Annotated in this window: 8 protein-coding genes; 4 read left to right on the top strand and 4 right to left on the bottom strand. The window is 68.3% G+C overall.

The features are described from left to right. Nucleotides 1-82 precede the first annotated feature (82 nt). Nucleotides 83-2026, top strand: a complete 1944-nt coding sequence (locus CAP40_RS05620) for a glycoside hydrolase family 3 protein (protein ID WP_086128308.1) — start codon at nucleotides 83-85, stop codon at nucleotides 2024-2026. Nucleotides 2027-2119: 93 nt separating this feature from the next. Beyond that, the gene (locus CAP40_RS05615) at nucleotides 2120-3616 is read left to right on the top strand and encodes a tryptophan halogenase family protein (RefSeq protein WP_086128307.1); all 1497 of its coding nucleotides are present in this window, start codon (nucleotides 2120-2122) and stop codon (nucleotides 3614-3616) included. Between the two features lie 53 nt (nucleotides 3617-3669). Here the strand turns inward: CAP40_RS05615 and CAP40_RS05610 are convergent, their stop codons facing one another. Continuing rightward, the gene (locus tag CAP40_RS05610) at nucleotides 3670-4656 is read right to left on the bottom strand and encodes a cupin-like domain-containing protein (RefSeq protein WP_086128306.1); all 987 of its coding nucleotides are present in this window, start codon (nucleotides 4654-4656) and stop codon (nucleotides 3670-3672) included. Nucleotides 4657-4700: 44 nt separating this feature from the next. Between CAP40_RS05610 and CAP40_RS05605 the strand changes: the two genes are divergently transcribed. Both CAP40_RS05605 and CAP40_RS05600 read left to right on the top strand, forming a co-directional pair. Further along, a complete protein-coding gene (locus CAP40_RS05605; RefSeq protein WP_218822108.1) occupies nucleotides 4701-6122 on the top strand; it encodes a glycoside hydrolase family 30 beta sandwich domain-containing protein in 1422 nt (473 codons plus the stop codon). Next, a complete protein-coding gene (locus CAP40_RS05600) occupies nucleotides 6119-7366 on the top strand; it encodes an MFS transporter (protein ID WP_086128304.1) in 1248 nt (415 codons plus the stop codon). The genes CAP40_RS05605 and CAP40_RS05600 overlap by 4 nt, the downstream gene beginning before the upstream one ends. Here CAP40_RS05600 and CAP40_RS05595 read toward each other — a convergent pair. The 3 genes from CAP40_RS05595 to CAP40_RS05585 are packed head-to-tail and all read right to left on the bottom strand — an operon-like array spanning nucleotide 7350 to nucleotide 11804. Beyond that, entirely contained in the window at nucleotides 7350-7550 is a 201-nt protein-coding gene (locus CAP40_RS05595; protein ID WP_086128303.1) for a hypothetical protein, read from the bottom strand. The two genes, CAP40_RS05600 and CAP40_RS05595, sit on opposite strands and share 17 nt — an antisense overlap. Nucleotides 7551-7599: 49 nt before the next feature. Continuing rightward, nucleotides 7600-8655, bottom strand: a complete 1056-nt coding sequence (locus tag CAP40_RS05590) for an alginate lyase family protein (RefSeq protein ID WP_086128302.1) — start codon at nucleotides 8653-8655, stop codon at nucleotides 7600-7602. A gap of 59 nt (nucleotides 8656-8714) precedes the next feature. Beyond that, nucleotides 8715-11804 (bottom strand): TonB-dependent receptor, encoded by a 3090-nt coding sequence (locus tag CAP40_RS05585; protein WP_086128301.1) that lies wholly within the window; start codon nucleotides 11802-11804, stop codon nucleotides 8715-8717. Nucleotides 11805-12158 lie beyond the last annotated feature (354 nt).

Below are 12158 nucleotides of genomic sequence, written 5' to 3'. Positions count from 1 at the left end.
AGGGGAGGTGCACGGCAATGCCGGCGCCTCCCCTTTTTTATCCTCGCGGCCCGAGCGCCGCCCCTTGCGGATGAGTAACCACATGAAAGCGCTGCGATCCGGGCTCTGGCTGATCCTTCCCCTGCTGGCGAGCTGCGCCGGCACCGGCGCGGGCGGCGACCTGCTCTGGCATGGCCAGGACTGGCCGACCCTCCGCTCCCCCACCGCGCCCGACGCGGCGATGGAGGCGCGGATCGCCGGCATCGTGCGCGGCATGACGCTGGAGCAGAAGATCGGCCAGATGACCCAGGCGGACATCCGCTCGATCACGCCGGACGAGGTGCGGCGCTACTATATCGGCTCGGTCCTCAACGGCGGCGGCGCGTGGCCGGGAATGAAGAAGGATGCGGCCGTCACCGACTGGACCGCCCTGTCCGACGCCTATTACCGCGCCTCCATGGCGACCGACATGGCGGTGCGCGTGCCGGTGATCTGGGGCACCGACGCAGTGCACGGCCACGGCAATGTCGCGGGGGCGACGCTGTTTCCGCACAATATCGGCCTGGGCGCCGCGCACGATCCCGCACTGGTCGAGCGGATCGGCCGCGCCACTGCCCGGCAGGTGCGCGCGACCGGCATCTCCTGGGTGTTCGCGCCGACCCTGGCGGTGGGCGAGAACCGCCGCTGGGGCCGCACCTATGAAAGCTATTCGAGCGATCCGGCGATCGTGGCCGCCTATTCGCGCGCCATGGTCCATGGGCTGCAGGGCGAGCTGACCGGCGACGGCGACGTGGTGGCCACCGCCAAGCATTTCCTGGGCGACGGCGGCACGTTCGACGGCATCGACCAGGGCGAGAACCGCGCCGCCCGCGCACACATGATCCAGGTGCACGGCGCCGGCTATTATCCCGCACTCGCAGCCGGCGTGCAGACGGTGATGGTCTCGTACAGCAGCTGGAACGACACCGCCGCCGGCCAGGACCATGGCAAGATGCACGGCAGCCGCGAACTGCTGACCGAGGTGCTCAAGGCCCGGTTGGGCTTTGACGGGCTGATCGTGTCCGACTGGAACGGCATCCAGCAGGTGCCGGGCTGCACCAAGGATCACTGCCCCCAGGCGGTCAATGCCGGGATCGACATGATCATGGTGCCCGACGACTGGAAGGCGTTCATCGCCAATACCGCGGCGGACGTGCGCGAGGGCCGCATCGCCATGGCGCGGATCGACGACGCGGTGACTCGCATCCTGCGCGTCAAGCTGCGCGCCGGGCTGTTCGAGCGCAACCCGAACGACGGCGCCTTTGCCGGCAAGGCCGAGGCACTCGCCGCGCGCGAGCTGGGGCGCGAGGCGGTGCGCAAGTCGGCGGTACTGCTCAAGAACCAGGGCGTGCTGCCGCTGGCGGTGGGCAAGCGCGTGCTGGTGGTGGGCGCCAGCGCGGACAGCCTGTCCAACCAGACCGGCGGCTGGTCGCTCACCTGGCAGGGGACCGAGAACCGCAATGCCGACTTCAAGGGCGGCACCACCCTGCTCGCCGCGCTGCGCGACGCGCTGGGCACCGCCAACGTGACCTTCTCGCAAGACGGCAAGGATGTCGATCCGGGCAAGTTCGACGCCGTGGTCGCGGTGATTGGGGAGACGCCCTATGCCGAATATAACGGCGATGTCCGCGCGCCCAAGCCGGCGGCGCACAGCGCCCTCCATCCGGAGGACCTGGCGGTGCTCCGGCGCGTCTCGGGCAAGGGCGCGCCGGTCGTGTCGGTGCTCTATTCCGGGCGCCCGGCCTATGCGAACGACCTGATCAACCTGTCCGATGCCTTTGTCGCCGCGTTCCTGCCCGGCACCGAGGGCGCGGGCCTGGCCGACCTGCTCGTCGGCCGGCGCCACGATTTTTCGGGCCGCCTGTCCTTCGCCTGGCCGGGCTCGGCCTGCTCCACCGGAGAGGGGCCGGGGAATGTGGTGCAGTTCGCGCGGGGATATGGCCTGCGCTACGCCAGGCCCGTCCGCACCGGGGCGCTGCCGGAGCCGGCGGTGCCGACGGCCTGCTAGATTCCCCTTCGTCACTCTGAACTTGTTTCAGCATGACGAAGGGAATCGAGGCTGGCAGGGTGAGGAAAGGAACGGGGGGATAACGGGCGCGATATGCAGCAGATCAAGCGCATCCTGATCGTGGGCGGCGGCACGGCGGGCTGGATGACCGCCGCGCTGCTCGGCAAGCTCTTCCAGGGGCTGTACGAGATCACGCTGATCGAGAGCGAAGAGATCGGCACGGTCGGCGTGGGCGAAGCGACGATCCCGGCGATCAAGAAATACAACGAACTGCTCGAGCTCGACGAGAACGACTTCGTCCGCCGCACCCAGGGCAGCTTCAAGCTCGGCATCGAGTTCGTCGACTGGGCGCACAAGGGCGATGCCTATTTCCACTCCTTCGGCGTGATCGGCCAGGACCTGGGCTGGCTGCGCTGCCACCAATATTGGCTGAAGATGCGCGCCATGGGCCGCGCCGCGGACTTCTCCGCCTATTCGATCAACAGCGCGGCGGCCCGTGCCAACAAGTTCATGCGCGCCGATCCCAAGATGGCCGAGAGCCCGATCGGCCATATCGCCCATGCCTTTCAGTTCGATGCCGGCCTCTATGCGAAGTTCCTGCGCGCCTATGCCGAGGCGCGCGGGGTGCGCCGGCGCGAGGGCAAGGTGGCGGACGTCACCCTGGGTGGCGAGGACGGGTTCGTCCAGTCGGTCACCATGGAGGATGGCGAGACCATCGCCGCCGACCTGTTCATCGACTGCTCGGGTTTCCGGGGGCTGATCATCGAACAGGCGATGAAGACCGGGTACGAGGACTGGACGCACTGGCTGCCCTGCGACCGCGCGATCGCCGTGCCCTGCGCCCGCACCGAGCCGTTCACCCCCTATACCCGCGCCACCGCGCGCACCGCCGGCTGGCAATGGCGCATCCCGCTCCAGCACCGCACCGGCAACGGCCATGTCTATTCGAGCGCGCACATATCGGACGAAGAGGCCGAGGCTCAGCTGCTCGCCAATCTCGACGGCGCCCAGCTCGCCGAGCCCAACAAGCTGCGCTTCACCACCGGCAAGCGACGGCAGATCTGGAACCGGAACTGCGTCGCGCTCGGCCTGGCCTCCGGCTTTCTCGAGCCGCTCGAATCGACCAGCATCCACCTGATCCAGGCCATGGTGATCCGTCTCGTCCGGCTGCTCCCCGATCGCGGCTTCGATCCCGCGACGATCGCCGAGTTCAACCGCCAGGCCGATTTCGAATATGCGCGCATCCGCGACTTCATCATCCTGCACTACAAGGCGACCAGCCGCGACGACACGGCCTTCTGGCGCCAGTGCCGCGACATGGAAGTGCCCGACACGCTCCAGCGCAAGATCGACCTGTTCGCCGCGAACGGCCGCGTCTTCCGCGAGGACGACGAGCTGTTCACCGAGGAAAGCTGGATCCAGGTGTTCCTCGGCCAGGGCGTGATCCCGCGCGGCTATGACCCGCTGGTCGACATCAAGCCCGAGGCGCAGGTCGAGGAATATCTCGGCAACATCCAGCGCGTGATCGCCCGCTGCGTCGGCCTGATGCCGGACCATGCCGAGTTCGTGGCCAAGACATGCGCGGCTTAGGTTGCACCGCTACGCAGCCGATCCCCTCCCCCTTCGGGGAAGGAATGATCTTCCTAGCGCCCCAGCCTTTTGCGCAGCCCGTCGAGCAGCATCGCGCGCATCTGCGCGATCGCCTGGGGCGAGGTGGCGCCGAACACGCCGCGCGCCTCGGCCGGCAGGTGCGCGCCGGGATCGCCGTCCACCAGGAAGACGTAGCGATCGAACATCGCCCGCCAGGCGCGGCGCTGATCGAGCGGCAGGCTCCTCAGGCTCACGAACCCGTGCATCATCGCCTCCCAGGGCGAGGCGTCCGGCACCGGATCCCACCAATAGTTCACCAGCACGTTGAACCGGTCGAGCGCCTCGACATGGTGATACCATTGATAGGGGATGTAGATCGCGTCGCCCGGATCGAGCTCGGCGACCAGGGCGGCCGCCATCGCCGCGGCGAAGCGCGGATAGCGCGCATGATCGGGCGCGGTCAGATGGACCATGCTCACCTGCACGCCGGCGGGCGTCGGATCGAACGGGCCCATGTAGAGATTGCCCACCTGCTCGGGCGCGAACAGCGTGAAGCGCCGGCGGCCGGCGGCGACCACGGCGATATTCTCGGTCGGATCGTGATGGATCGCCACCTTGGCGGCATTGCCGATCCACAGCCGCGGCGCGATGCCGGGGACGAGCGGCATCGGGTTCGCCTCGGCAAAGCCCGGCATCAGCTGGGACGCGGGCAGCCCCTGCAGCGCCAACGCCTCGGGACGTTCCACCCCGGCCTGTTCGGCGAGCAGGTCGAGGAAGCCGGCGAAGCTCGCTTCCTCGCGCGTGAAATTGCGCGAGCCGATCGTCGCGCCATAATGCATGCGCCCCTCGATCTCGGGCGGTGCGCGCATGAAATGGACCGTACCGGGCAGCGCCATGGCGCGGAGATTGCCGGCGGCATCGGCGGCGCGCACGAACGGCCAGCCCGCCGCCAGTCCCTTCATCACCACGGGCTCGCCGGCCGCACGGATTTCCTGGAAGATCGCGGGCGTGACGCCGTGCCGGACGGGAATGGGGTTCATGGCCGCGACGCTAACAGCCTGACTGCCCGATGAGGAGAGACATGATGCGCATCCTGCCCGCCCTCGCCCTGCTGGCCGCCACCGCCGCCGCGCCGGCTCCCCCGCCCCAGGTGCAGGTCTGGCTTACCCTGCCCGACAAGTCGGCGCTGCTGGCGAAGCAGCCTTCGCTCCCGCTCCGGCGCGGTACCGGTGCCGGTGCCGGTGCCGGTGCCGGTGCCGCGATCACGGTCGATCCGGGCAAGCGCTACCAGAAGATGGTCGGCTTCGGCGCGGCGATCACCGATGCCTCGGCCTGGCTGATCCAGCACCGGCTCGATCCCCGGCAGCGCGGCGCGCTGCTCCGCGAGTTGTTCGGCAGCGAGGGCCTGGGCTTCGCCTTCACCCGCCTCACCATCGGCGCGTCGGACTTCTCGCGCACCCATTACAGCTATGACGATAGGGCCAGGGGCGAGGCCGACCCGGCGCTCGCGCATTTCTCGATCGCGCCCGCCCGGGAAGACGTGCTCCCCACCGCCCGCGCCGCCCGCGCGATCAATCCCGGGCTCACGGTGATGATCTCGCCCTGGAGCGCACCGGGCTGGATGAAATCGAGCGACTCGCTGGTGAAGGGCACGCTGCGCGCGGAGGCCTATGGCCCCTTCGCCCGCTATCTCGGCAGGACCGTCCAGGCCTTTGCCGCCGAGATCGGCCCGATCGACTATCTGAGCATCCAGAACGAGCCCGATTTCGAGCCGGAAAACTATCCCGGCATGCGCCTTTCCGCCGCGCAGCGCGCCCGGATCATCGGCGACCATGTCGGCCCCGAATTCGCGCGGATGGAGCTGAAGACGAAGATCCTCGACTGGGACCATAATTGGGACAAGCCCGAGCATCCGCTCGGCGTCCTCGCCGATCCCGCCGCCAGCCGCCATGTCGCGGGCGTGGCCTGGCATTGCTATGGCGGCGACGTTTCGGCGCAGACCAAGGTGCGCGATGCCTTTCCGGACAAGGACGTGTTCTTCACCGAATGCTCGGGCGGCGACTGGTCGGGCCCCTGGGCAGACAGCTGGAGCTGGACGCTGCGCACGCTGGTGATGGGCGCCCCGCGCAACTGGGCGCGCGGCGTGCTGATGTGGAATCTCGCGCTCGACGAGAATCACGGGCCCCATCTGGGCGGCTGCGGCGATTGCCGCGGCGTGGTGACGATCGACGGCAAGACGGGCGCGATCACCCGCAATCCCGAATATTATGCGCTGGGCCAGGCCTCCCGCTTCGTCCGCCCCGGCGCCTGGCGGATCGACGCGACCAGCACGCCCGGCGGGATCGAGACGGTCGCCTATGCCAATCCCGACGGCAGCCGGGTGCTGATCGCGTTCAACGCCGCGGCGACGGCGCAGGAGGTGGCCGTGGCGGCGGAAGGCAGCCGCTTCGCCTATCGCCTCGCTCCCCATGGCGCCGCGACCTTCCGCTGGCGAAAGCCGCGTTGAGCGAGCCCGCCCCCCCGGCGCGCTTCGCCTTTGCGAGCGTGACCGCCCTGTTCTTCGGCTGGGGATTCGTCTGCGCGAACAACGATCCGCTGATCGCGGCGGCGCGGCGGGTGTTCGGGCTGGGCTATACCGAAGCGCTGCTCACCCAGATCGCTTCGTTCGTCGCCTTCTTCCTGCTGTCGCTCCCCGCCGCGGCGATGCTCGCCCGGTTCGGCGCGATGCGGACGATATTGGCCGGGCTCGCCGTGATGGCGGGCGGATGCCTGGTGATGCAGGCCATGGGCCGGCTGCCCGACTTTGCGGTCGTGCTCGCCGCGATCTTCGTGCTGGCGAGCGGCGTGACCATCCTCCAGGTCGCCGCCAATCCGCTCGCCGCCGCGCTGGGCCCGCCCGAGCGCAGCCATTATCGGCTCACTCTCGCCCATTCGTTCAACGCGCTCGGCGTGGTCTGCGGCGTGCATTTCGGCGCGCGCTTCGTGCTGGCGGGCGCGGTGTTCCATTCGCCCGGGCCGATCCGTTCGGCGGCCGAGCGTGCCGCAGGCATCGCGGCGATGATGCAAGCCTATCTGGTGATGGCGCTGCTGGTCGCCGGCCTCGCCGCGCTGGCCCTTGCCGCGCGCCGCGCGATCGCCGCCGCCGCGATGCCGGCGCCGCCCGCCACCGGCGGCGCGTTCGCCGCGCTGCGCTCGCGCTGGGCGTTGCGCGGCGCGCTCGGCATCGCCCTGTATGTCGGCGCCGAAGTGACGATCGGCAGCACGCTGATCCTCTATCTCTCCCAGGCCCAGACCCTCGGCCTGCCGCTCGACGCGGCGGGCGCCTGGGTCGCCAATCTCTATTGGGGCGGCGCGCTGGCCGGGCGCTTCGCCGGCAGCTGGCTGCTGCGCTTCGTGCCGGCCCCGCGCCTGCTGCTGCTGGCGGGACTTGCCGCCGCCGCGCTCTGCCTCGCCTCGCTGGTGCTGCCGGGGCCGGTCGGCGCGTGGTGCCTGCTCACGGTCGGGCTGTGCAATTCGATCATGTTCCCGACCATCTTCGCACTCACGCTCGAGCGCTCCGATACCCCTGTAGCGGCGACGTCGGGGCTGCTCGTCCTCGCGGTCGGCCCCGGCGCCGCGCTGCCCCTGATCGCGGGCGGCATCGCCGACACGGCCGGGCTGGGCTGGGCCTTTGCGGTGCCCGCCCTCGCCTATCTCTATGTCGCGGGCTTCGCCTGGGCGGCGCGGCGCCCGCCTATTTCTTCGGGGTGACCCAGACGGAGACCGGCACCACCACCCTGCCCGGCGCCGGCTTGCCGATATCGACGCGATCGATCGCGACCAGCTCGCCGCTTTCCAGGGTGAACGAGGCCCAGGGCTTGGGCATGCGGCCGAAGCGCATTTTCTGGATCGGCTGGCCCGTGGCGGAATTCATGACGGTGGCGATGACTGGCATTTGCCGGCGGATAGCCAGCCGCCGCGATTCCTGTCCAGCGCGGAATCGATCAGCGGCCGAGCAACACGATCCAGTCGGCCGGCTGGCGCCCGGTGCGCTCGGCGAGCTTCGCCGCGAAGTCGCGATAGCCGGGGGCCAGCAGCCGGGCGAGCGCATAGGTGTTCACTGCATTGCCCGGATCCCAGGGATGCGGCGCATATTCCTTCTGCCCGGCCGCGGCCCGATCGCGGTCGAACTGGATCCGCGAACGGACGAACTCGATATGCGTCTTCTCGCCCATGGCATAGGGCTCCAGCCAGGCAAGCGCGCCGGCCAGACTCGAACCCGAGGGGCTCTTCCAGCCATACCAGTCCTCGCCATGCGCGCGGGCGGCGAGCGCCGCCATCAGCAGCGGATCCAGGTCATAGGTGACATAGTGCAGCGCGTCGCGCTCGTGGAAGTCGAACACCGATCCGTCGGCCTGGATGTTCGTGCCGACCTGCTTGCGGAACGCCGCCCGCGCCCGGGCGATCAGCACGGCGTCGCCCGTCTGGAACGCGGCCATGGTCGCCAGCTTGATGCGGTGGCTCTGCCAGTTGGTATGGGCGTTCTTCGGCCCGGCATCCATTGCATCGAGATAGCCCGCCGCCATCTTCCGCCAGAAGCCATCCAGCTTGCCGCGCAGCGCGGGGGGCAGGTCCGCCTCGGTCAGGTCGGTGGCGAGCAGCAGCGTGTCGAAGCCGGTCTCGTCGATCGGGTTGAACGACATCCGATAGACGTCCGCCCAATTCGCCAGATAGCGCGCCGCCTGGTCGAGATAGCGCCGCTCGCCGGTCAGCCGCCAGGCGAGCGCCAGGGCGAGAACGATCCCCTGGTCCTGCTTGGCCTTGAGGCTGATCTCGCGGATGCCCTTGCCCGGCAGCGTCCCCTCGGTGTGGAGCTGCGGGATCGCGCCCGGCGGACGCTCCAGCGCCGCGCTCGCCCGGCCGCGTATCTGGCGGGCGATCGGATCGTCCGGCCTGACCGTACCGGCGAAACCGGCGCCGAGGATCGCATGGTCCTGGGCGCAGGCGGGAAGTCCGCCGAACGCCAGCAGGGCGGCCGCGCTGGAGAGAAGCAGTTTCATCGGGCGGCCTCTTCGAAAAGGGTGCGGAGCGGCGGGAGAATAGCCGCTCCGCACGAGCGCTAGAAGTTGCTCCGGATCGTCAGCGTATAGGTCCGGCCGTCATAGTCGATGCGGCGGGGCAGCATCGGATCATTCTCATATTCCGAGCGGGTCGCGTTGGTCAGGTTGAACGCATCGACCGAGATCGAGAAGTTCTTCATGATGTTGAGCGAGGCCGAGGCGTCGAGCTGGCTGCGCGCCTTCACGGTGCGGGCATCGCCGACGAAGCTGTTGCCCGCCGCCAGGTCGTATTTGCCGCGATGGTTGAACACCACGCGCACGCCGAACAGCTTGGTCTCGTAATAGCCGATCAGGTTGATGTTGTGCTTGGCGACGCTGGGCAGCGTGATCGGATTGCCCTGGGCGTCCTTCCCGTCGATGTCGGTATAGGTGTAGTTCGCCGCGCCACCGAGATATTTCAGGAAGCCCGGCAGGAAATCGAGGTTCTGCTGCACCGAGACCTCGACGCCGCGCACCCGCATCGGCTTCTGGTTGGTCACGCCGCTCGCCGTCACGCGCGCGCCGGCCGGGTTGCCCACGATGTTGCAGTTGGTGCCGTCGTCCTGCAGCGCGCCCAGCCCGAAATCGATGCCGTTGTAGATGCCGTTGGCGGGGCACAGCACGCGGCGATCGGTGATCGGGCCGACATAGCCCTGGATGTCCTTCTGATAGACCGCGATCGCGAAGGCGCCGCCGGGGCGGTTGTACCATTCGAGCGACAGGTCGTAGCTGTCCGACGTATAGGGGCTGAGGTTCGTCGCCCCGATGATGACATTGTAGGTCGGCGTGCCGACCACCGCCGGATCGGGGATCTGCATCGTGGTCGTGGGCACGTTGTCGCGCGGCTGCGGGCGGACATAGGTCTGGTAATAGGCGCCACGGAACACGAGGTTCTTGGCCAGGTCCGCCGCGAACATCGCCGAGGGCAGCCAATAGTCATAATTCTGCTTGTAGGTCCGCGTGCTCATGCTGTGGTTCACCGGCAGCGGCAGCAGCGACAGGCCCGCCAGGCAGTTGCGGCAGTCCAGCGCGTCGATCTTCTGCGTGGTCGCCTCGTAGCGCGCGCCGGCATTGCCGCGGACGTGGATGCCGAACAGGTCGCCGTCGAACTTCGCCATGGCATAGGCCGACATCACCTTCTTGGTGTTGGTGAAGTTGTTGTTCCAGTAATTGGGGTCCCAATAATTGTTCACCAGCCCATAGGGGGTGAGGAACACGCCATATTGCTGGCCCATGGCGAACTGGGGCGGCAGGCCGTTGGCATATTGCGAGGGGCGCGTCGTCAGCACCACCGGCGTGATCGCGCCGAGCACCTGGTTCACGTCCATGCTGCGCCAGTTGCCGGTATAGCCGCCCGCGGTGCCGCCGAAGAAGTCGTTCACATAGGGGTTCGCCAGCGACATCGCCGGCGTGACATTGGCGGTGACCGCGCCGATCGAAGTGTTGCGCGAGCCGATCGACGTATATTCGTTATGCTCGTAGCGCAGGCCGACCTGGAAGCCGGAAAGGAAGCTGCCCGCGAAGCTGCGCTCGATATCGAGCTGCACCGCGTCGAGCGTGTTCCATGACTGGCCGTTGGTGCCGGTGACGCCGAAGCGATCGCCCAGCGTCGCCGCGGCCACGCCGGGCATCTGCGCGCCGGCCTGGGTCGCCTGGTTCGCCGGCGAGGCGAGCGGATAGCCGCCCGTCGGAATGTGCGAGGCATTGGGCGTGTTGAGGACGAACACCGCGTTCTGCAAGCTGGTGCCGCCGGTATAGACCGAGGCGGTGATCCCGTTCAGCCCCGCCGTGCCCAGGTTGCGATAGGGGTTCTGGATGATGTCCAGCTCGATCTGGTTGGCGAGCACCTGGGCGCGCGAGATCGTGCCCTGCGCCGTCACCCGCCAATCCGCGTCCTTGAACTCGATCGTCGGGTTGATCGCCCAGGTCTTCTGCTTGGCCGGCTCGGAGCGGATCGAATCGTAGGTCTGCAGATTCTCGGCGGTGAACTGGTTGATATAGGCACGCGGCCCCGTCGGCGTCTGGACGACATAGGGCGTGCCCAGGCTGGTGAAATGCGCCACCGCCGAAGTGGCCGACAGCGCGCCGGTGCCGTTATTGCCCGCGGACGTATCGATATAGAGCAGGTGGTTGGTGCCCTGGTCGAGGTTGCGCTCGGTATAGAAGCCGGTCGCGCCGAACTTGAGCGTGTCGGTCGCCTGCCATTCATAACCGCCGGCGCCGGTGAGCAGATGCCCCTTGTTCAGGCGGACGAACTGGCGGACCTGGGTGGGATAATAGACCCCGCCCGGATATTGCGCCATCAGCGCCTGATAGGTGGGATTGGAGGCCGGCACCGCCTGGTTGCCGACCTGGATCGAACCGAGCTTGTTCGCCCAGCTGTTCACCGACATCGAATCGCGGCGGAACTTCTCGTCCTTCCACGAGACCACGCCGAACACCGCGAAATTGTCGGCGAGGTGCGCGTTGTAGCCGGCCGCGAGCGCCGGGCTGCCCAGGTCGCCGAGATCGTTATACTCGTACGAAGCCTTGACCCAGCCGCCCTGCTTGCGGCCGAGCGCCGGCGCGATCTTCAGGTCGACATTGCCCGAAAGCCCGCCGGCCAGGTTCGCCGCCGAGGGCGACTTGATCACCGTGATCGACGAGAAGATGTCCGAGTTGAACGCACCGAGCGGGGTGGACGACGTGTTGGTCGCGCTCCCCAGGATCGGATCGGCGAAGCCGCCGCCGTTCAGCGTGGTGCGCGCGAACGAACCCGGCAGGCCGCGCAGCGAGATCGTGGCGTTGCGCGAATCCGCCTCGCGGTTGATCTGCACGCCCGGGATGCGCTGGATCGCCTCGCCGACGTTCAGGTCCGGGAAGCGGCCAAGCCCGTCGGACGAGATCGAATCGGTGATCTGGTCGGATTCGCGCTTGATGTTGAGCGCATCGGCATAGGCCCGGCGGAAACCGGTGACCACGATCTGGTCCGCGGCCTGCGGCGCCGGCTCCTCGGCCTGCGGCGCGCTGGCCTGGGTATCGGTGTTGGTTTTGGTGTTCTGGGCGAACGCAGGCGTCGCCACCAGGACGGCGCAGATCGCCGTGCCAGCAAATAGAGCAGTCCGTCGCATGACTCTCCCTCCCCCTCTGTGCCCCGGCTTGCCTTGTCGCCAGTCGTGCTGGCCACCGGTGTCAGGCCAATAAGGCCGATACGCGCGCAGCTGTCAATAGAATGGTCAGGCCACATTGCATTATTGGTCGGGCAATAGCGCAGGCGGGGATCCAGGGTATCCGGGATGATCGAAGCACTCACGCGGGTGCTTGCCGGAAACGGCAAGGCGAGCCTCGTGCCCGTTGCCCTTGGCCCTGGATCCCCGCCTGCGCGGGGATGACGGTTGAAGGAATAAGAGTCCCCAACCTAGCAGGCTGTGCCGAGCGACGCTTTCGGGTAGAGAGGCGGTGTTCCCGCGCGTTCCGGCGCGGCG

The organism is Sphingomonas sp. IBVSS2 (assembly GCF_002127225.1).
GTDB lineage: Bacteria > Pseudomonadota > Alphaproteobacteria > Sphingomonadales > Sphingomonadaceae > Sphingomonas.
The sequence above is the reverse complement of the archived record's forward strand: the minus strand, read 5'-3'. Positions and strand labels throughout refer to the sequence as shown.

Coding starts and splice junctions, on each gene's coding strand:
- CAP40_RS05620 (WP_086128308.1), top strand. CDS start 83: ATGAAAGCGCTGCGATCCGGGCTCTGGCTGATCCTTCCCCTGCTGGCG.
- CAP40_RS05615 (WP_086128307.1), top strand. CDS start 2,120: ATGCAGCAGATCAAGCGCATCCTGATCGTGGGCGGCGGCACGGCGGGC.
- CAP40_RS05610 (WP_086128306.1), bottom strand. CDS start 4,656: ATGAACCCCATTCCCGTCCGGCACGGCGTCACGCCCGCGATCTTCCAG.
- CAP40_RS05605 (WP_218822108.1), top strand. CDS start 4,701: ATGCGCATCCTGCCCGCCCTCGCCCTGCTGGCCGCCACCGCCGCCGCG.
- CAP40_RS05595 (WP_086128303.1), bottom strand. CDS start 7,550: ATGCCAGTCATCGCCACCGTCATGAATTCCGCCACGGGCCAGCCGATC.
- CAP40_RS05590 (WP_086128302.1), bottom strand. CDS start 8,655: ATGAAACTGCTTCTCTCCAGCGCGGCCGCCCTGCTGGCGTTCGGCGGA.
- CAP40_RS05585 (WP_086128301.1), bottom strand. CDS start 11,804: ATGCGACGGACTGCTCTATTTGCTGGCACGGCGATCTGCGCCGTCCTG.